Source organism: Corynebacterium pseudokroppenstedtii, from assembly GCF_019754945.1.
Lineage (GTDB): Bacteria > Actinomycetota > Actinomycetes > Mycobacteriales > Mycobacteriaceae > Corynebacterium > Corynebacterium pseudokroppenstedtii.
Genome location: NZ_JAEUWU010000004.1, coordinates 111,987 through 132,300, shown reverse-complemented (window position 1 = coordinate 132,300; position 20,314 = coordinate 111,987). Strand labels below are relative to the sequence as shown.

The 20,314-nt window shown below is 55.7% G+C and carries 18 protein-coding genes and 1 pseudogene; 8 read left to right on the top strand and 11 right to left on the bottom strand.

Features of this window, described 5'->3' with window-relative positions:
• Positions 1-83: 83 nt before the first annotated feature.
• Together JMN36_RS07845 and JMN36_RS07840 are read right to left on the bottom strand one after the other, a co-directional pair.
• Positions 84-743 (bottom strand): GIY-YIG nuclease family protein, encoded by a 660-nt coding sequence (locus JMN36_RS07845; protein WP_221924194.1) that lies wholly within the window; start codon positions 741-743, stop codon positions 84-86.
• Positions 716-1,282, bottom strand: a complete 567-nt coding sequence (locus JMN36_RS07840; RefSeq protein WP_221924193.1) for a hypothetical protein — start codon at positions 1,280-1,282, stop codon at positions 716-718. The genes JMN36_RS07845 and JMN36_RS07840 overlap by 28 nt, the downstream gene beginning before the upstream one ends.
• 245 nt (positions 1,283-1,527) lie before the next feature.
• Between JMN36_RS07840 and JMN36_RS07835 the strand changes: the two genes are divergently transcribed.
• Positions 1,528-1,677, top strand: a complete 150-nt coding sequence (locus JMN36_RS07835) for a hypothetical protein (RefSeq protein ID WP_221924192.1) — start codon at positions 1,528-1,530, stop codon at positions 1,675-1,677.
• Between the two features lie 30 nt (positions 1,678-1,707).
• On the opposite strand, the gene JMN36_RS07830 is transcribed toward JMN36_RS07835, so the two are convergent.
• The 4 genes from JMN36_RS07830 to JMN36_RS07815 all read right to left on the bottom strand — a co-directional run bounded on the left by JMN36_RS07830 (position 1,708) and on the right by JMN36_RS07815 (position 7,467).
• Positions 1,708-4,284: a DEAD/DEAH box helicase gene (locus JMN36_RS07830; protein ID WP_221924191.1), complete on the bottom strand. Its 2,577-nt coding sequence runs from the start codon at positions 4,282-4,284 to the stop codon at positions 1,708-1,710.
• The gene (locus tag JMN36_RS07825; protein ID WP_221924190.1) at positions 4,284-6,287 is read right to left on the bottom strand and encodes a site-specific DNA-methyltransferase; all 2,004 of its coding nucleotides are present in this window, start codon (positions 6,285-6,287) and stop codon (positions 4,284-4,286) included. The genes JMN36_RS07830 and JMN36_RS07825 overlap by 1 nt, the downstream gene beginning before the upstream one ends.
• The gene (locus tag JMN36_RS11095) at positions 6,288-6,470 is read right to left on the bottom strand and encodes a helix-turn-helix domain-containing protein (protein WP_221924189.1); all 183 of its coding nucleotides are present in this window, start codon (positions 6,468-6,470) and stop codon (positions 6,288-6,290) included. It lies immediately after the preceding gene.
• Between the two features lie 496 nt (positions 6,471-6,966).
• Positions 6,967-7,467: an Abi family protein gene (locus tag JMN36_RS07815; RefSeq protein WP_221924188.1), complete on the bottom strand. Its 501-nt coding sequence runs from the start codon at positions 7,465-7,467 to the stop codon at positions 6,967-6,969.
• Between the two features lie 165 nt (positions 7,468-7,632).
• Between JMN36_RS07815 and JMN36_RS07810 the strand changes: the two genes are divergently transcribed.
• Positions 7,633-7,992: a hypothetical protein gene (locus JMN36_RS07810; protein WP_221924187.1), complete on the top strand. Its 360-nt coding sequence runs from the start codon at positions 7,633-7,635 to the stop codon at positions 7,990-7,992.
• A gap of 278 nt (positions 7,993-8,270) precedes the next feature.
• Here the strand turns inward: JMN36_RS07810 and JMN36_RS07805 are convergent, their stop codons facing one another.
• From JMN36_RS07805 to JMN36_RS07800, 3 genes and pseudogenes are all read right to left on the bottom strand, one after another.
• Positions 8,271-8,969, bottom strand: coding sequence for a TIGR02391 family protein (locus JMN36_RS07805; protein WP_221924186.1), 699 nt, complete (start codon positions 8,967-8,969; stop codon positions 8,271-8,273).
• Positions 8,970-9,285: 316 nt separating this feature from the next.
• A pseudogene (locus JMN36_RS11010) lies at positions 9,286-9,566 on the bottom strand (type IIL restriction-modification enzyme MmeI).
• Between the two features lie 454 nt (positions 9,567-10,020).
• Positions 10,021-10,947, bottom strand: a complete 927-nt coding sequence (locus tag JMN36_RS07800) for a DedA family protein (protein ID WP_236881755.1) — start codon at positions 10,945-10,947, stop codon at positions 10,021-10,023.
• A gap of 243 nt (positions 10,948-11,190) precedes the next feature.
• Between JMN36_RS07800 and JMN36_RS07795 the strand changes: the two genes are divergently transcribed.
• Positions 11,191-12,318, top strand: a complete 1,128-nt coding sequence (locus tag JMN36_RS07795) for an FUSC family protein (protein ID WP_221924185.1) — start codon at positions 11,191-11,193, stop codon at positions 12,316-12,318.
• Here JMN36_RS07795 and JMN36_RS07790 read toward each other — a convergent pair.
• Positions 12,315-12,602 carry a WhiB family transcriptional regulator gene (locus JMN36_RS07790; RefSeq protein WP_221924184.1) on the bottom strand — a complete coding sequence of 96 codons (288 nt, stop codon included), beginning with the start codon at positions 12,600-12,602 and terminating at the stop codon, positions 12,315-12,317. The two genes, JMN36_RS07795 and JMN36_RS07790, sit on opposite strands and share 4 nt — an antisense overlap.
• Positions 12,603-13,372: 770 nt before the next feature.
• Between JMN36_RS07790 and shbA the strand changes: the two genes are divergently transcribed.
• Both shbA and JMN36_RS07780 read left to right on the top strand, forming a co-directional pair.
• On the top strand, positions 13,373-13,984 hold the full coding sequence (gene shbA, locus JMN36_RS07785; protein WP_221924183.1) for an RNA polymerase sigma factor ShbA: 612 nt from the start codon (positions 13,373-13,375) through the stop codon (positions 13,982-13,984).
• A gap of 168 nt (positions 13,985-14,152) precedes the next feature.
• Positions 14,153-15,262 (top strand): hypothetical protein, encoded by a 1,110-nt coding sequence (locus JMN36_RS07780; protein WP_221924182.1) that lies wholly within the window; start codon positions 14,153-14,155, stop codon positions 15,260-15,262.
• Positions 15,263-15,310: 48 nt separating this feature from the next.
• Here JMN36_RS07780 and JMN36_RS07775 read toward each other — a convergent pair whose 3' ends face one another.
• Complete coding sequence (locus JMN36_RS07775) at positions 15,311-15,679, bottom strand: DUF5319 domain-containing protein (RefSeq protein WP_221924263.1); 369 nt, start codon at positions 15,677-15,679, stop codon at positions 15,311-15,313.
• Between the two features lie 119 nt (positions 15,680-15,798).
• Here JMN36_RS07775 and guaB point away from each other — a divergent pair, with 119 nt between their 5' ends.
• The 3 genes from guaB to guaA all read left to right on the top strand — a co-directional run bounded on the left by guaB (position 15,799) and on the right by guaA (position 20,262).
• On the top strand, positions 15,799-17,313 hold the full coding sequence (guaB, locus tag JMN36_RS07770) for an IMP dehydrogenase (RefSeq protein ID WP_221924181.1): 1,515 nt from the start codon (positions 15,799-15,801) through the stop codon (positions 17,311-17,313).
• Positions 17,314-17,406: 93 nt separating this feature from the next.
• Positions 17,407-18,561 (top strand): GuaB3 family IMP dehydrogenase-related protein, encoded by a 1,155-nt coding sequence (locus JMN36_RS07765; RefSeq protein WP_221924180.1) that lies wholly within the window; start codon positions 17,407-17,409, stop codon positions 18,559-18,561.
• Between the two features lie 126 nt (positions 18,562-18,687).
• Complete coding sequence (guaA, locus tag JMN36_RS07760; protein WP_221924179.1) at positions 18,688-20,262, top strand: glutamine-hydrolyzing GMP synthase; 1,575 nt, start codon at positions 18,688-18,690, stop codon at positions 20,260-20,262.
• Positions 20,263-20,314 lie beyond the last annotated feature (52 nt).

Here is a 20,314-nt window from a genome sequence, read left to right as displayed (position 1 = left end):
CATTGGCGCGGTTTTGGGTGCTGGATGGCTAAAACCATAAGCATGATGTGGCACGGCTGAAGCCCCTCTGGGCAGTACCCGTTCTATGAAACGAATAGTTCTTCTATAACTTCATTGATCGACTCCAGAGGAGCTACAAACCACTCGGTGACATGAGTAGCATTCGCTGATCTGTCTAAGGAATTGGGGTCTTGGGCAGTGATTTCCAATCGGGCGTGGGAGAACGCTCTATGGATCGCGGCCTCGACGGCTGACGCCTTGACGTTATACAGCTTGTAGGTTGCGGCTATCTCGACAGGCGCGAATAGGTAGGTAGCTGATTTTTCTGCGCCTCGTATGCGGCCTTCGACGGTGCCAGTAGTGAAACCGATCTTGTACAGGTCCTTGATCTGTTTGATGTCAGGATCATCGCTCAAGGAGCGCAGGACATAGATATACCCAGAGGCAATCTCTTCGCCATCGATTTCTGAGGTTTGGATAGGTGTCCTCCGGGCAAGTACTTTTCCATCCTCCTCGTAGAGGCGGATCGCGAAGGACTGTACATACATGGCGCTCTCGGTTCCATTTTCGAAAATCAGCCGCAAGCGAGCTTTGGGCTTGCCGCTAGAATCGAGTGGCGCATTCGGCTCGGGATCGTGAACTTCTGCTACGAATACGAGAGCACCTTTGAGCAGATAGAACTTGCCCTCGGCGATAGACGTTTCACCAGGGAAATTTACGAGTGCAGCGGCGCCGTTTCGCAATTCTTCATGCTTTTTCTTGAAGAGGCCACGGAATTGGCAAAGTCTTTCGCTTTTTTGCGCTTGGCTACAGAGTCGGCACTTTTACGCGTCGCCTTCGGAAGAATACTGACATCGTAGAGGTCAGATTGTTTCTCCCCATCAGACAGGATGCTGCCGAGTACCTCATTGTCAAACTCTGGGTCTTCCAGCAGGGCATCGACGGAGTCCGGTACCTCAGGATCATCTAGCAGTCCTACATTATCGAGGTGGGCGAGGGCTGCTCGTTTCTTGTCGTCGGCGCGGATACCAACAAAGCGGGCGCCAAGCTTTCTCTCTGCAATGTTGAGAGTATCCGGTGATGGCTCACGACCGTTCTGGTCGTAGAACTCGAGAACTTCTATAAAAGCCCGCTTAAGCCGATCATCGCCTACCTCCCGGACCTCACCGTTCTTAATAACGGAGTCCACCACTACCTGCTGCGGAACTTCTTCGTTGAGGTCCGGGCAGCACTCACGGATCATTCTCGGAACCAGCACCTCGTTGGTGGTCTCTGGTTTCATTCGTCCGGCGGGAGCTTTGGCAAATGTGACGTCTTGGAGAATTGGGGCCTTGAGATCGCCTAAGTCTATGTCGAGGATTTGTTTGACTAGTGCTATAGAGGGTTCCTTGAAGATCTCGATCTTGAAGACGCCTTTTTGGTCTCGCTATTGAAACTATCAGCCTTCTTTGTTTTGAAGGTTAAGTTCGGTGTGAGAACTTATTGCTCGGTGATACTAACGTCACTGCTGGGACCTTGCATAGAGCAATGTTTACGCTGTTGGGCCCATTCAGTGGTCGCGTCGCATTCCTGCCTGATTTCCTCGACAATGGCGAGGATGGCGGCATGCCCAACGACCACCGCCTCGGTTTCGTCTTCATCAGCGGTGATGTGTTGACTCTTGACTTGCCGATGTGATGGCGCCGGAACTTTATGCCCGCCAATAATTCACAGTGCTTTGGGAACCGGTTGTGCCAGTGTCTTGAGATCCGACCACGATTCAGATCTTTCGATGTCCTTCTCGTAGGCAATCAGGTACCCCCAACGCTGGCCTGCGTAGGTATCGTCAGCGATGATTCTGCGCACCAGCGACTCGGCAGCCTGGCGTTTAGCTTGAACTTGGGCGTCGTCTCGGCCTTGTTCGCTCTTGCCTTCGATGATCCAGTGCACCCCGTCGGTGTCCTTGGCTACGAAGTCTGGGAAGTAGCGGTCTCTCGAGTTGAAGTAGATGAATGCGTTGTCCTGTGGATGCAGGCGGTGCCACCATTTGATCTTTGGCGAGGTGTTGAGCAGTTTCGCTAACTGGTACTCACCACTGTAGGAATCGAAGTGTTCTGCCTCAAAGAGGGACTTAAACCAGCCGCCGTAGACCCGTCCACGCACGAACTCGGCTCGCGAGTCGATTTGGTCGTGGATCTTCTCGCCCAGCGGCAGGGTATAACCGTCGCCAGGCAGTTCCTTTGGATGAATAGTCGGCACCTCGCGGGTAGAGCGCAATGCGTCCACCACATAGTCGTGGACGAGCTGCTGTAACAGCGACTGAGCTGAGGCTAGGGATTTCACTGTCCAGTTCTCGAAGGGCACATGCCTCATAAACTCCGGCACCAGGCCGGCGTCGATATAGCGAGCCGTCCACTCAGTCTTTGGCACCAGATTCATGTTCATGATGAGTGTGGTCAGTGCCTGATGGGCATCATCGTCAGGGATCGGGATGGAATCGATTTCAGTGTTCTCAGAGTCAGCTGCCCGTAGCCCTTTCCCAACAGCCGCGACGATCTCCTTGCGGTACATCACATCACCAGCAGAAGTCACTCTCCGAGCTGCTTGTTCGATCTGCTCATTAGTAATCTCAGATAGGTCAATCGGAGGCTGCTGTGCTGTAATCGTGGTGACCGGGAAGTGGTAGGAGACATCGGCGAAGGCTGGATTACGGTCAATTGAGACGACCTCCAAGTCAGTGTTGCCATCCGCGGTGCCGTCATCAAGGAGACGGACGCCTACGCTGGGAGTCTGCTCGGTAGCATCCGGGATCGACTCTCCGTGGCCGGTTGCTGGAGCATCAAGTCCTCCTGGCTGTTCACTTGGATCAGTTAGTGGTTGAACGGGTGAAGGACCACCTGGTGTGTGAACCTCCCCGCCTGGGCCTTCTTGGTCTTCAGCCGCTTTACGAATAGCCTTTCCGATTTCACCTTGATCATTCTCTTTGACTGCCTCGTCAAGGCCGAACTGCTGCAAGACATTCTCGGCTGCCAAGAGTTCTCTGAAGGACTGGTGGGCAATGATGTCGAGTTGATCGATCTGCTTCACCCCGGTGTAGCACCTAAACGGTAGGCGCAATCCACGCCCCATCGTCTGTTGCGTAAGCACTTCAGAAGCCATTGCTCGTAGCGTGACGACCACCGCGATGTTCTTTACATCCCAGCCTTCTTTGAGCTTGTTAACGCTCACGACTGCCAGCACCGGTGAATCTGGCTGGTCCAGACGGTTCAGCAGCTGTTGGGTGGCGTCATTGTCGTGCTGGGTGTCCACCTGCAACACCGCCGAGTCTCGTCCGAAAAATTCCGGCGTGCGGAGCAGATCAGCAACTTGGGTCGCATGTTCTACGTCTGAACAGACAACGAAAACCACGGCATTGAGTCGGTTGAGGTTGTTGCTTGCAACATAAGAATCATAGAAGGCCTGTTTAACCCCACGAAGCTGGAGCGCATCACGCAGTTGCTGCTCTTCGGAGGCCTGATCAGTGCCGTAGCCATCCTTACGGAAAGCCAGTACTGGGGCTTTGACGTACTGATCCTTGATCGCCTGATAGAGCGGGTATTCGAAGATTACATGGTCCTTCTTCTTATCTGCCGAGGCCGTCAATCCAATCGATGCCGCTGGCTCCAACTCGCGCAATGCTGCATTAAAGGCCTTCGCGGTAGTTCCGTAGAGATGGGACTCATCAGCAATCACCACCAGGTCATCTAGGTCTTTCAGGTAGTCGAAAAGCACCCCGGCGTTCTCGTTGTAACGACGCGGCTTTCGACGCATCGCCTCCCGTGTGCCGCCGTGAGTATCTCCTTCGACATCCTTCGGAGCAATCAGCTGCTGGATGTTGAAGATGAATGCCAACATCGGGGCCTCACGTCCGTAGGACAACATGGCCGTTCCGTTGGTGCGGTTGATCCAGGCTGAATAGTCCAGTGGCGTAACCACCTCGGGCGGAACCTGTGAGCCGGTAATGAACTTCGGTGCACCTGGGGTGAAGTTCTGCACTGTCTTAGCCTGGACAGCCGTGCTAGGGGTGACGATCACGACGTTGCCCACACCTTGTCGGCGCAGATACTCCACGAAAGCGGCCATTAAGTAGGTCTTGCCAACTCCGGTGGCCAGGTTCAGCACCTGTTGTACCTCGGGGTCATAGTCACCATCAAGGGCGAAAATGAGCTGCCGGAGGGCTTCCTTGTTCGGGGCACGTAAATCAAAGTCGGCGCTGATAGCTTCGAGCAAGTCGGAGTCGAAGCTAATGTTCAGACGTTGAACCATTACCGGTCACCACCTTCGGAATAGCGGAAAATATCATCCGGGATAGCAACCACACGCGATCCCTTACACGCCCGACGCAGAAGCTGGCGAACACCATCCATGACACTAGTTGCGGCGAGCACGATCCTCTCACCTTCCTGAACTTGGGACACCAGCCAATCAACCTGTTCCGCGGTCGCAACACCCTCGACAACTTTCAGTAAAGAATTGCCGCGACGGCCGTCAAACACATAATCATCATCAGGGTGGAGTAGATGGAACCCAAGGTTCGCCGCCACCGACTCCACCAACACATCGCCGGTAGCTTCCGAGGTGAGAATGACGCGTTCAAGCTCGGGGTCATAGTCGAAGCAAGCTGGCGACAAATGGGCGATCTGAAAACCACCGCCACCACGCCAACTAACGACCCCTTTGGTGCGCTTGGTCTTCGCCGCAGCCTTGAGTGCCTTGACTCGGGGATCCTTCTTTGCCTCCGGGTCATCAGCAATCAGCTTGTTCAATACTGAAGTGAACTTCGCCGCGTTCTCCGGTGAAACACCATCGGGCAGCTCGACGCCATCAGCTGGGACCCGCTTACCCTTCGTGTGCGTCACGCCGCCCGGATCCTGGTCGTGAACGACTTTTTCCAAGCGCGGTTTAGTGAAGGTAGTAAACGTGGACTCAAGCAACTCGCATGTCACCCAACGCCGACCCATCTTCTGCGCGACTGCCGCCGTGGTGCCTGACCCAGCGAAGCAGTCCAGCACAATATCGCCGGGGTTAGAGCCAATATGAATAATCCGTTCAAGAAGTCGCTCGGGCTTCGGTGTTGCGAAAGCATTGGTGTCGGGAAACAAAGAGCCAATTTCTTTGACTGCACCTCGATTGTGGCTGACCTCTTCATTGGGGAATAGCGTCCGAGGTACAAGTCCCTTCACTGATGGGTAGGCCTTCCTCATAATCCGGCCTGCACCATTTCTGGTGAACACAAGCGGGGGCAATGCTTCACGAGCTGCTAATCTCTCTCCGACTTTAATACTTGCGGAATTCAACGGTTCAGCCAACATGATCGCTTGTACGTCTCGCTTAATCTTATCCATACCGACGCCGCAAAACTCAGCTCGTTTAACGGCATCATCGATGTCACGGAGCTCGTAATCGGCCCACTCCCGCATCGCTGCTAACATCGCGTCCTGCGACCATCCCCAGTGCCGTCGCGACGATGGATACATTAGTTCGCCAGTTAAAGGATGCTGGATGGCATATACCATCCCCTGGTGCGTAGAGGCCCCAGGCGCGCACGGATCAGCCATAGCCCATGGCCCACTCGGGTCGTTATCTGGATTGGAGAATCGACCATTCATTTCAGCTGTGCGTGCTAAACGATTGACTCGAAAAGCTTCTTCCCGGCGATAAACTAAAATAGTGTCGTGATCGCTGGAAAAATATGCTGCATCATTCCGGGGCCCATCGGCTTTCTGCCAGATAACTTCTGCGACGAAGTTTTCGCTACCGAATACTTCGTCAAGCAGGAGTCGCATACGATGATTCTCAACATCATCCAGGTGCACCCAAATGGAGCCATCGGCGGCAAGAAGCTTCTTCAGATGTAGTAGCCGGTCGCGCATCATCGTGAGCCAGATCGAGTGCTCCAGGTTGTCTTCGTAATGCGCAAAAGTCTGGGCTGTGTTAAACGGCGGATCGATGTAGACCAGCTTCACCTTGCCTACGTACTTGTCAGCAAGCTCTGGTACGCGAGTGAGGGCTTCGAGGACGTCTCCCGATTCGCCCAGAATCAGCAGGTTGTCGTCTTGGGGTTCGCGGTCAGCGCGGTCGGAGTATTCGAAGTCTTCGGTTTTGGGGCTTTGGGTCCCCTGGACGTAGTCGTCGTAGACAATAGTGTGAGTTTCGCAGTAGCGGGGGTCAGAGGGGTCGACCCAAGTGTAGCCGTACTTCCCGGTTTCGGTGGGGATGAGGGCTTTATCCTTGTTGTACCAGGTGAGCTGGAGCCGCTGTTTCGTCATCTAGCTAATTGCTTTCTTTGTCGCGACTGTAACTACTTCGCAGATGCTGCCGATTTGGCAGTCAAGTATTTGGCAGATCCGGGTCAGTAGGTCGGTGGTGACGTTTTCCGCCTTTTCTGAATTTTGCCTTAGTTGCGGCGCCGATACCGGATTGTTCTTGGAGTCGCGTTTCGTTGAGGTCACGATTGATCAGGACTTTCCGCAGGGGGGCTTGTAACTGAATACGAGGTTAGTTGTGATTGTTTTCCTCCGGGTCGGTCAGGTCACCGTCGTTGGTCGTATCGTTCCGGCGCGTTGATTCCTTTCGCGAGCAACGGATGCTTGTTCAATAGTATCTCGATGGTGTTTGCCAACCAAGAGGTCAAAACTCCAGAACGCATAGCTACGTCGTCAAGCGCGACAAGAATTATGTAAATCGAGTGATCCGAGAAGTTTCGGTACCTCGGTTTGATTCGTCTCATGGTTTTCGGTTGTAGTCCGGGAACATCGAGCACCTGGTGATTCCATAGTTGAGTGCAATGAACTACCCGGTTACGCAAGTACACGAATGACTGGACTTGGCCGGCAGTAATTTGCGAGAAGTATTCATTGAATCCGCGATGTCGTCTAACACACCAAAGGTACTGGAAGCCTCAATGAGGCGAGACAGGCTACCAAACGAGCTTGCTTCCACGATAACTCAAATCGGCATGCGGTCATAGGCTTTAGGCTTGTAGCTACGTCCCTGCTTGATGTCATCGCAGTAGTGAGCGACGAAAGGTTCTTTGCTGGGGTCAAGGTTGGAAAGCGCGTGCTCTTCGAAACTTTCAGCGTCCAGGTGGGGTGATTGGGTAAAGCCTACGCCACGTGCGAACATCCCGGTTACCCCAACAAGGCGACCAAAGGAATAAGCAAACCTGGTTCGTAGCAGAAGTTCAAGAGGGTGCAGCAGTTCATTATAGACGCTCACAAGCTCCTGCTCGTCATCATAGAGTGCACGAATTGTCTCGAATGAGGTGCCCTCGAAGAACTGGTTGTCACCCCGTGCTGGGTCATGCTGCCAGTACCGGAAGTATCCGGAGAAGCGGTAATAATTGACCTTCGCGAGGTACTCGGCTGCAGCTGCAGTGTCATCGATGTGCATGCTGCGCTGGCGGAGCAGTTCTACTTGTTGGTCGTAGCTGAGCCAATCTATCGGCACCGGGTATGCCTCCGCAAAAACGAAAGGCCCCCGTCATTTGTGCATTACCCGCTAAGCGAAAGAGCCCGACCGGAGATCTATCACTAGACAATTTACAATACCGCGCGCGTTTAAGCAACGTAGGTTCGATCGCGTTGTTCCGCATTCTCGTGGGATCAGGGATATATGCGTGAGGGCGCGACGCGGTCACCTGTGGCTTGCCGGAATTCAAGTCAATCCAGGCTCTTAGAAGGAGTCAGTCATGGCTATTGGGGAATTCGGGTATTCACCAATGATGTCTTTGGAACTATCCGAACTGCCGAGCATGAGGACAGGGTTTATTTCGGTGGCTGTGATGTGGCCACCGACTTGGGATGTAAGGATCTAGTTAATGTCATCAAGCAGTATGGACGTGGGGTAGCGTTCCGCCATCCCATCGCCGATGCGTTCGACACGAGTGACCTGGACGTTGAAGCTGCCGGGCGTCTCGTTCAAATCAATGATGTGGCCAAGAAGATTCAACCAGTGATGGCCCACAGCACATGAGTCGCTCAGAACCAGCAAGCCTAAGAGAAGACGTTTAGTACCAGGCGATGGTGGCTGAGCAGGCCGCCGTGGTCGCCGAAATACAAAACAAGCATAGCCGGGCGGCTGCCTACCGCTATTACAGGAAAGGAGACCGCAAACCCTGATATTGATCAACTGATCCTCAGCCCAGAACTCTGCGTAGCTTTGCTCGACAAAGGGGACCGTCGACGCTGACGCGGCAACATCACTTTTCAATCTCGCGACAGCAGTGCTCAGGTAGTCGCTAACAAACCATCTTAGATGCTGTCGAGCCTTCGATGAAGCAAACTGGCAAGCGCCAAATATTCGAGTGCTTCCTGGGGATCCTGTTCGGAGGCAAGCTCATGTGATCCAGGGTTTCTTACACCTAACATTGCACCGCGAAAAAGTGCGTGGAATCCGGCTTGCTCATCTATACCGGATCGACCTTCATGACGCGCAACTGAAACTTTAGCGTCTTTGCCACCGAAAGCTTCGTCCATCAACTTCGTACCCGAATTCTCGGATCCTAGGAGACCTCGGACCCGAACGTCGATGGATACGAATGCTTCATTTACAGCCCTACTGAAATGACCGTCCGCGAAGAGCTTTCCTGCTGAATCAATGACGCGGGGGTGAAGATTCTCAAGGGTGAGGCGCCGAATAGGTGCCACACGCGGAAGATCCTTTTTATCCAGGCGTGCTTCGGTATAAGCCAGGTCAGCAAACGGGCCACCAGGCAAATGGTTAACAATGATTCGGGTAACGAGGTAATGGAACTTCCCACCGCGTGGATCGGGAAACTCGATGCGATCCCCTTCGTAGACCGGGGTTTCGGTGCCGAAGTAGGCTTTCTCGATACCCGAATCGTTGAGAACGACCGACTCGTAGTCAGCGCGGCTATCGGTACCCGAGGAACTGCTGATAACAGTCACTGTTTGTGTTCCGTGCCGGCGAATCAATGGTGGTAAAGGCAAATGAACCACTTCCTTACTGTTTGACCAATCAAGCCGCTAACTTATGTTCGAGCGCCTTTGTATCCGTCGTGACACGAGAGTTCCAAAGCGCTTGATGCCTGTGATGCGAGCTAGGAGTTTCTCGAGCCGGGATATTGAGACGTAGGTGGCGTCGAAGTGCTCCTCGAGTTCGTCGAGAAATGGCGACTATATAGTCTTCAAAATATTTGGCACCGAGATGTAGTGGTGTCCCAATTCAGTGCGTGATCCTGCTTCTACCACAGCCTTGAATATGGAACCGAAAATGTCAGGATTGACATTCTTCCAGATCAAGTGCTCAGGTCGACCAGGAAATCCCTGGACTTTCGATCGACCTTTGGGATCTGGTATGGGGAATTCGACCAAAAAGGTGGCCATTCACATAGGGGAATACCCGGAGATACTCAGGTAGATAGGATTTATCGGACAGATCCAGGGCTGCGAAGATGTCTGTGATGACAGGCGCTGCGTCGAAACCATCGTCATGTGTGTAGGACGCAATGGCCTTGGTAAACGCCCCTCGGGGAAGAGATCTGTGTTTTCCGCGAAGTAACAAAAGAGTAGCCTGGCAAAGAAGATATTGAGCCCGTGGCGATCAGCTTCTGTCGTATAACCTCTTCTTCACAATATGGGTGTGCTTTCAGACTGTCATTTCTGAGTCGTCCCAGGCGTGGGAATGCTTTTCGCTTGTCGTCACTCGAGAAAAGTTACACAAAATCCCACTAAAACGTGCACAAAGCTACACTTAAGCTGATAAAAAGTGACATTTTTGACAGTTTAAGTGACAGTTCCGCGGGTTGGAAACTATAAAAAGCAATTCAGAGGGTATTTATAAACTACAAATGTATTTGTCACTTTGTAAGTTTTTGCCACTTACGAACTCCCACTGAGCGTCACTGAGGGCCGTAGATCATGCCAAAGATGCAAAACTCCAAGGCTTAACTCGAGCTTTTGTGACTTTGGCGGCAGAGAGCGCCGGTCGGAATGATCTCGCGCCATGCGTTTTCACGACCTGGCTTTTATAACCCCGCCCCTATGACTCACTAGCCTCGCGCTCGTGCAGCGTCTCCTTGGCATCGCGCGCAGCCAGCGGAGCAGCAAAGTCGTCGCTTGCGGCAGCTCCCTTCGACGCACGTGATTTCTTAATCGCACCGATAATCCCCGGCAGGATAGAAATGAACACGATCGCTAGGAAGATGAGCTCGATATTCTCGCGCACGAAGGTGAAGCTCCCTAGCCACACGCCGAGGAGTGTGACGCCACCGGCCCACAGGAAACCGCCACAGATGTCGAAAAGCAAGAAGCGGGCGTAATTCATGCGCGCCATGCCGATAGTCATAGGAGCATAGGTGCGGACGATGGGGACGAACCGGCACAAAATCACAGCCAGCGCCCCCCATTTCCTAAAGAACGCTTCGCCTTCAGTGATATAGGCCTTCTTGAAGATACGCCCATCGGGGCGTTGTCTGATACGATCTCCGAGCTTCCTACCAATCCAGTAGGAGGACTGGTCACCTGCGATAGCGCAGACGATGGAGACCAACAGCACCTGCCACACGGGTGCGAATCCATTGTGTTGGTTAGCTAGCATGCCTGCGGTGAACAGCAGGGAATCGCCGGGGAGGAGGGGGAACCCAAGCCCGGTTTCGATGAAAATGATGAGCCCCAGGCCGGGGAGGATGAGGTGCCCGAACGGACTATCGGCCCCCAGCCAGTACATCGGATCCAACAGTTTCGGAGCTGCTGTCACCGTTTCGCTCGCCTGAGCGAGGATACTGGTGCGCAACTGTGGCACCAGATCAGCAGAGGCCGCTAGTGTTGCTCGTGCGGACGTGGCGACGTCGGCAAGCATGTCTGTGCCGTGAGCGAGAGCGGCGGAAGCGAATGTTTTTACCCCTGTGCCACCCATGGAAAACGCTTGGGCAAGAACAGTGAGGTCGACAGCGGTCAGTGCACTCATGATCCCACAGCATACTTGGTACGGATCCTTCCTTTTGACTCCGAAACCGCGAATTTGCTGTGAAATTCCTCAATGCGGCCTCACGATGCAGGTCATGAGCGGTAAAGGACGTGGTGTACGGGATAGGGGCGGCGAGTTGCTATGGGTAGTGGCGTAGCTAACATTGGTGTCCAATTCCGTTTGCTATGGCCAAATTCCCCTCACCATGCACGGCTTTTCTCGTCGTGCCGTATTTTCTTATGTGTGAATCATTTCCACGGCGTAGAGCGGCTTAGCGACGGCAAAATGATAGTGATCCAGGGCTCCGTTGCCGCCGGGATTGCATTTTGGTTTGCGCACCATGTAATCGGTCACCCTCAGCCGTTCTTCGCTCCCATGGCGTCGGTGATCGCGCTGGGTACAAGTAGCGTTGGCCGGTTGCGCCGGTCGGTCGAACTTGTTGTGGGAGTGGCCTTAGGGATTGGAATCGGAGACATTATCATCTCCCGAATTGGGACGGGATCCTGGCAGATCGCCGTCACCGTGGCCTGCGCCCTGGCGGCCGCGTTATTCCTCGATAAGTCCCCACTGGCTCCTATCCAGGCAACGTGCTCGGCTGTTTTGGTAGCGACGATTATGCCTCCGGGGACAATGGGCGGCATCACCCGAATGATCGATGCCCTGGTCGGCGGTCTCATTGGGATTATGGTGATCGCCTTGGTGCCTAATAGCGCCGTCCGTCCTGCGCGCCGCGAAGTAAGCCGAGTCATTGGCCATGCGGGGCATGTTCTTCGCACTGTGTCGCGCGGACTGAGGAGCAACGACGTGGGAGTGGTCTCCGACGCGTTGGTATCTGCCCGAGGAACTCAGGCGCGGATTAATGCCATGATTGCCGCTGTACAGGGCGGTACGGAGGTCGCTGCACTGTCCCCATTCTATTGGGGTGCGCGTCGTGATATGCGGAAGATGAGTCAGATTTTGTCGCCCGTGGACAATACGATGCGCAATTCTCGTGTTCTAGCGCGCCGGGCCGCGACGATCATTTCGGACCAGAAAGATGTTGATGAGCGTATTCCAGTTATTTTGGATGCGTTGGCACATGCCTGTCAGGAATTAGAATCTATCTTCGCTGAGCAGGGGAAATCGGGGAAGATTCACGAGGCTCAGCGCTTACCCGCTGTGATTGAGCAACTGAAGAATACAGCGGCGGTGACGTCCGGAGATCATGGTGAGAAATCCGGTGTTTCAGGCATTGTTGTGATGGCACAGGCGAGATCCATCATCGTGGATCTGCTCCAAGTGTGTGGCTTGTCGCGTGAATCGGCTGTGGTTGTGTTGCGGCCGGAAGACAAGAAAGGCGACGGCTCTAACCTACAGATTTGGGAAGGTTAAACGCGGGCGTGTGTTCGTGTTATGGCGTCGCGCTCGCTTTCGCTCAGGCCACCCCAAATGCCGTAGGTCTCACCCACGGAGAGTGCGTGCTCTCTGCATTGGTTAATAACTGGGCACGTTGCGCATACTGATTTTGCAGCATGTTCGCGGGCTGCACGGGCGCGTCCCCGTTCGCCTTCCGGGTGAAAGAACAGGGATGCGTCGGTGTCTCGGCATGATCCATGCCTTTGCCATTCCCACGACTGTGTGGTTGGGGTCGGTAGGTTGTGGATCTGAGGGAGCATGTTCTCCTCCGTCGGGTGTGGTGTGGGTCGTGGTATGCAGATGTGTGGTGACGCTCATGTTTGTTTGGGTTTCTATCGGGTGCGGGAGCGGTACCTCTTCATCTACGGGGGGCGGGTGGTTGCCCATTCTTCAGTCAAGACCGCGTTGGTGAACGGAACGTAACGAGAACACGACTTTTAGGTTGCAAAAGTAATTGACGTATCTGGTTGTACGTGGCCTGCCTCTTGTTGAGCAATCGTGAGCGTTCTACGTAGAGACTTGTTGGGGATAGTTCCAATCAACGGCTCGTCGGATGATCGTCCACTAAGAACGCGGTTCGATGGGCGATAGGCAAAAACCGCCTCTGCGACGGACGGGTACCCCCCTTACTGAGGGGGTAAATAATCGCCAATTCTGTGCATTTAATACATAGAATTATTTTCTTTGTTTTGTTGTAGTTTTGAGTGGCGGACGGTTGTAGGCGCGGTCATGTACTCTGGTTTCTCAGGTTCTATAGTGCTCATCCGCCTTCTATGGAATCGCCGTGATATTTTTTACGACACATCGTCGTCATGAATTGTCCATTTTCAATAAGCGAAAACACCGCCGACCAGGCTCTTTGTTTGCTTATATATTCATCGACGCAAATAAAATTGTCTTTTTCTGATCTTCACGTCAGAATGAGGCAAGAGAAATCGCGGTTCAGTGCCCGGGAATGCGATTGGGTGTGTTCTCGTCGGTGGTGACGGCGCCGACGAGCCGTCGTCGACAGTGAAAGAAGAGGAAGTTAATGTCTGCAGCAGCTAGCGATGGGGCCATTAATGGCCTGGTTGCCGCAGCTGCGCGCGGGGATCGGGATGCCTTGCAGAAAATCATGGATTACATCCACCCAAAAGTGGTGGTGTACTGCCGGCATCGTCTGTCAGATGATTCTTTCCCCGGTCCGGAGGATACGGCCCAAGAGATCTGCATGGCCGTATTGAAGTCGATAGATCGCTTTGTTGACCGTGGGACGCCGTTCATGTCGTACGTGTACGGAATCGCTAGTCACAAGGTTAAAGATGGCTATCGTTCGATGGGGAGGGACCGCAGTCAACCGACGGATGAGATCCCCGAAGCCATTCATGATGTTGCGGGTCCAGAAGAGTTGGCTATTCAGTCGGATGGCCGTAACAAACTGTTGCGTTTGCTCGACATACTGGGTGAGAGACCCCGCGAGATCATTATTTTGCGAGTTCTTGAAGGGTATACCTCGGAAGAAACAGCCAAGATCATTGGTTCCACGCCGAATGCCGTTCGAGTAGCTCAGTTCCGGGCGATTGCTAAATTGAAAAAGGCAATGGCTGAGTCGCCTGACTACGGTGAGGCGATTGCCTTGGCCAACAAGGCCAAAGAGGACTGACAGTGATCACGGGGGTCAACTCACAAAGGAAGTACATACGCTGCGACGGCAACACCGTGCCCATGATGGTGATTATTGCCGACGACGGACGTAGTGCGGTGTCGCCCGCAGGCGGGGCCGTACAGTAATAACCGGTTTTGGTGTGGATGGAACAGCAGGAGCGAACAGATGAGTGGTTTTGATAACTGGGATCGTGAGGGGGTTGAGCACGATCCAGAATCCCTAGCTGCTGTTGACCGCTACCTTGATAATCTCTCCCGGGGTACCGACTCCGACGATGACCTCGGTCAGCTGTTCATCCAAGCTCGGCAGGACGCGGAACGTGATATCCCGGCAACACCTCAGCTCAGCGACCTAGGCTTCTTTGACAGCTTCTCCGACGACGAGGCGCTGGACGATTCCCCCGTCGCTAATGCTCCGACGACTGTCTTCCGCCCCGTGAGTGCGGAGGGACAAACCACTCAATCCGGTGACGACGCAGCTCGCGATAGCGACGGTGACGCCACGGTGCATGACTTCGCAGCCTGGAAGAGTCAGCGTGGCGCGTCGGGTGATGGTGCTGCCAAGGGTTCGCGTTCAGGCCGTCCACGTCACCGTTCGTGGCGTCATGGCGATAACCACAATCCGGTTCCGCGGTGGATGTACGCGCTCGGCGGCGCTGCTGCGTCCTGTGTTCTTTTTGCTGGTGGCGGAGCTGTTATTCACGCCTCGACGCCGGGTTCGCCTCTGTGGGGGCTGAACCAGCGGTTCTTCGGCGATCACGCTGCCGCGGTTGAGTTGGCCTCGACGCTCGATCAGGCCCGCGAAAAGCAGGAGGCCGGGGACACCCAGGGTGCTGCTGCTTTACTGGAGAAGGCGCGCGAAGTTGCCCACAAGGCCAAGGACTCCGGCTCGAAGGATTCGAAGAAAGACGAATCAACGACGACGGTTACCGTCACCGATCAGTCTGTCGTGAAGGGTCCCGACGGCAAACCCACCACCATCGAGAAGACGATGAGCAATGGTGAGCCGAAGAAGGCTGAGCCGCGCAAGGACCCGACGACCACGAATGATCGCGACACCAAGGACACCAAGACGACCACTGAAACGTCGACGGTTACCGTGACCGTGACGACAACGGTGACGCCTGCTCCTGTGCCCGGGTCGAATGGCAGCAACAGCGGTTCGAACTCCGGGAGCGGAAATTCATCGCGTGGATCGTCGTCGTCAGATGGTTCGAGCGACGACGTGACTGAGTCTCCGTCGTCTGGCGACGCGAGCTCCTCCGCCGAGGAGTAGAAGCCGGCGCGACACCGCGACAACGCGCGGCCCGGTGCGGCCGCGCCCCTACCGGTACCCGGCGATGCCGTGGTTGAGCCCGTCCAGGAACCCGAGGCAGTAATCCCACGGGGCGTACTCGTCGGGATTGGGGTTGGCGCTCGGTTCATGAATGGGCGGCTGCTCGTGGTTATACAGCGCGAGCAGGTTGTTAATGAGGATCCCCCAGTCGTAGTAGTGCATCTCTTCGCAGTCATCGCACAGCATCTCCACACCGCGAATGCCGAGCGGGGTGAGAACACGCTGCATCTCCCGGACGTGGTGAAGTTCGATAATGACTTCGCCTTTTTCCTCTTCGGTAAGGGGTTCCATAGGCTCATCGGGGTCGAGGAAGGAGGCGGGATCATTGGGATCTCCCGCGAATGGGTCCGGGGGCATATGGTCTGCGAAGTTCACCCCACTAGGCTAGCCCATGTGCCACAAAATTTTTGCGGTAGCATATGACAAAAGAGTGCGTGGTGGCACTTCGCTTTCGTCATGGTCCTAGGAGATAAATAGTGGAACGCACAGGTGGCGACGACCCCAACAAAGTTGCTCTTGTAGGTCTAACTTTCGATGATGTCCTTCTTATTCCTTCCGCCTCCGATGTGATTCCTTCCGAAGTGGACACATCTGCGCAGCTCACGCGCAACATCCGGCTGGGTATTCCGCTGGTGTCCGCGGCGATGGATACGGTGACAGAGTCTCGGATGGCCATTGCGATGGCCCGTCAGGGTGGCATCGGCATCCTTCACCGCAACCTTTCTATCGACGACCAAGCCCAGAACGTGGAAGTAGTGAAGCGTTCCGAGGCCGGTATGGTCACCAACCCCATCACCTGTTCGCCGAGCGACACGATCGGTCACGTCGACGAACTGTGCGCCAAGTTCCGTGTCTCCGGTTTGCCCGTGGTTAACGACGAGGGCACGTTGGTCGGCATCTGCACCAACCGCGACATGCGGTTTGAGTCGGATCTGTCCCGCAAGGTTGCCGACGTGATGACGCCGATGCCGTTGATCGTCGCTCAGGAGGGCGTCTCGGCGGAGGCTGCTCTGAACCTGTTGTCCACCCACAAGGTGGAGAAGCTGCCGATTGTTGATTCGTCGGGCAAGCTCACGGGCCTGATCACGGTGAAGGACTTTGTGAAGCGTGAGCAGTACCCGAACGCATCGAAGGATAAGGAAGGCCGCTTGATCGTCGGTGCCGGGATCGGTACGGGTGAGGATTCATGGAAGCGTGCGGGCGCCTTGGTTGATGCAGGTGTCGATGCCCTCGTCGTCGATACTGCTCACGCGCATAATTCAGGTGTTTTGAACATGGTCGCGCGGGTGAAGAAGGAATTCGGTGACCGCGTCGATGTCATTGGTGGCAACTTAGCGACGCGCGAGGCAGCCCAGGCCATGATCGACGCCGGTGCCGACGCCATCAAGGTTGGTATCGGGCCCGGTTCTATTTGTACGACGCGTGTTGTTGCGGGTGTGGGCGCGCCGCAGATCACGGCGATTATGGAAGCTTCCGTTCCCGCGCACAAGGCCGGGGTTCCGGTCATTGCCGACGGCGGTATGCAGTATTCCGGCGACATCGCGAAAGCCCTGGTTGCTGGCGCGAGCACGGTGATGTTGGGCTCGCTGCTGGCCGGTACTGCGGAGGCTCCGGGGGATGTTGTCACCGTCAATGGCAAGCAGTACAAGATGTATCGTGGTATGGGTTCGCTGGGGGCTATGCAGGGCCGCGGTCTGAAGGGTGAGCAGCGGTCGTACTCGAAGGATCGCTACTTCCAGGCGGATGTTCGCAGCGAGGAGAAGCTGGTCCCGGAGGGGATTGAGGGGCGTATTCCGTTCCGCGGACACATTGATGGCATTGCTCATCAGCTTGTGGGTGGTTTGCGTGCCGCCATGGGGTACACCGGTTCCGCGACGATCGACGATCTTCACGACGCCAAGTTTGTGCAGATCACGGCGGCGGGGCTTCGGGAGTCGCATCCGCATGACATCCAGATGACGGTGGAAGCGCCCAATTATTACCAGCACTAGAGGTTGGTCGGGTCTGTTGGCGCTGAGCGAATTGTTTTTGTTGTCGGCAGCCGGTTCGGGCTGCCTGTCACTGTGAGGAAATACAGAAAAATCATGCGTGAAGTTGTGGAAATTGGTTTGGGGCGGGAAGCTCGCCGGACATATGGGCTCGATGACATCACGATCGTGCCTAACAGGCGCACGCGGTCGTCGAAAGATGTGGATACTTCGTGGACGATTGACGCGTACCACTTCGGCATTCCCGTCCTGGCGCAACCGAGCGACGCATTAACCAGCGTGGATTTCATTAGTGAAATGGGCCGCCTGGGGGGCGCTGCGGTTATTAATGCTGAAGGTCTGTGGGGCCGAGTGGCGGACATGGACGCTGCCGTGGAGCAGATCGTGTCGACGGCCTTCGATGAAGAGGGCTATGACGATGGGCAGATGACCAATCGGGCTATCCCGCTGTTGCAGAAACTGCATGGTCTGCCGCTGGATAAGGATTTATTGTCGGACCGTATTCGCGACGTTCGTGCTTCGGGCGTGACGACGGTGGTCCGCGTTTCGCCACAAAACGCTCGGGAGTTAGCTCCGGTGGTGGTCGCGGCGGGTGCCGAGATCGTCGTCATTCAAGGAACGTTGATTTCTGCCGAACACGTATCGGCTGATGGCACGCCCCTGAACCTGAAGGAGTTCATCGGCTCACTGGATGTTCCCGTCATTGCGGGGTCCGTGTTGGATTACACGACCGCTATGCATCTGATGAGGACGGGTGCAGCCGGCATTATCGTCGGCGGCGGATCGACGACGAATGCGGACACGCTGGGTATCGACGCTCCGAAGGCGACGGCCATTGCCGACGCGGCGGCTGCTCGTCGTGATTATCTGGACGAGACCGGCGGCCGATATGTCCATGTGATCGCGGATAGTGAGCTGAAAACCTCGGGTGAAATAGCGAAAGCCATTGCGTGTGGTGCTGACGCTGTGATGCTGGGGAGCCCGTTGTCGCAGGCAAAAGAGGCTGCTGCGACCGGATATTACTGGCCTTCAGTGGCTGCGCATCCGCGGTTCCCACGCGGAGTCATTGAAAACTTTTTTATTGAGCGCGATGAAGCCCCATCCTTGGAGAAAGTTCTCATGGGGCCGGCGACGGAACCATTCGGCAGCTTGAATCTGATCGGCGGTGTTCGTCGTTCGATGGCGAAGGCTGGGTACACGAATTTGAAGGACTTTCAGAAGGTTCAGTTGAGCGTACGGTCCTGGCTGTAACAGGTGATGTGATGGCGTTGGCGCCGTAGTGCTGACTGGTTTTGATGTCGCGGCGTCGACGTCGAAGAATGAGATGGAGTGAGACGGGGTCGAGGTTTGTCCATCTGACGCGGTAGAGTCATCTGCGTGAGTGAACAGCAACAAACCCCGTCTCCTGTTCTTGTCGTTGACTTTGGTGCCCAGTATGCCCAGCTCATTGCTCGGCGCGTGCGTGAGGCTCGCATCTATTCCGAGGTCATTCCGCACACCGCGTCGGTGGAGGACATTAAAGCGAAGCACCCGGCTGCGCTGATTCTCTCGGGTGGGCCCTCTAGTGTGTATGCTGATGACGCACCTGTTTTTGATCCCTCGGTGCTGGACTTGGGCGTTCCGGTGTTCGGCATTTGTTACGGTTTTCAGGCGATGACGCACGCGTTAGGCGGAGTTGTCGCGCGCACGGGGGATCGCGAGTATGGCCGGACGACGATGTCCATCGTCGGTGATGGTGGCCTCTTGCACGATGGCGCGGTCAATGATGTGTGGATGAGCCACGGTGATGCCGTCTCCGAGGCCCCCGAGGGCTTCGTGGTGACGGGCCGTTCGTCCGGTGCCCCGGTGGCTGCGTTCGAGGATGCGGATCGGCACATGGCCGGTGTGCAGTACCACCCGGAGGTTATGCATTCGCCCGAGGGACAGAAGGTTCTGGAGCGTTTCTTGACGCAAATAGCTGGGCTGAAGCAGACGTGGACGCCCGGCAATATTGCCGATCAGCTGGTGGAACAGGTCCGTCAGCAGGTCGGGCCTGAGGGGCGGGCCATCTGTGGTCTGTCCGGCGGTGTGGATTCGGCCGTTGCTGCTGCTCTGGTGCAGCGGGCGATTGGTGACCGCTTGACCTGTGTGTTCGTTGACCACGGTTTGTTGCGCAAGGGGGAGCGCGAGCAGGTTGAGAATGATTTTGTTGCGTCGACGGGCGCGAACCTGGTCACGGTCGACGAAACCGACGCGTTCTTGGCGGCGTTGAAGGGCGTGACGGACCCGGAGAAGAAGCGGAAGGCGATCGGTAACGAATTCATTCGTTCATTTGAGCGCGCTGTTGCTGGCGTGTTGTCCGATGCTCCGGAGGGTGCGCGCGTTGATTTCCTCGTGCAGGGTACGTTGTACCCGGACGTGGTGGAGTCCGGTGGGGGCAGCGGTACCGCGAATATCAAGAGCCACCACAATGTGGGAGGTTTGCCCGACGACGTTGAATTTACGCTGGTAGAGCCGCTGCGTTTGCTGTTCAAGGACGAGGTCCGCGCGGTGGGTCGCGAGCTCGGTTTGCCTAGCGCTATTGTGTCGCGCCAGCCGTTCCCTGGTCCGGGCTTAGGTATCCGCATCATCGGGGAGGTTACTTCTGACCGTTTGGCGACGCTCCGTGAGGCGGATGCGATTGTCCGCCAGGAGTTGTCCGCTGCGGGGCTGGACGATTCGATTTGGCAGTGCCCCGTGGTCCTGCTGGCGGATGTGAGGTCCGTCGGAGTGCAAGGCGACGGCCGGACCTACGGCCATCCGATTGTGTTGAGGCCAGTGTCCTCGGAAGATGCGATGACGGCGGATTGGACGCGCATTCCTTACGACGTCATGGAGAAGATTTCGACCCGCATTACCAACGAAGTCGCTGAAGTGAACCGCGTCGTGTTGGACTGCACGTCGAAGCCCCCGGGAACGATTGAGTGGGAGTAGGCCGCATCGGCGTGAGCGGGGCGGCCGACGCTTGAGCGGGGACCCTGTCGGC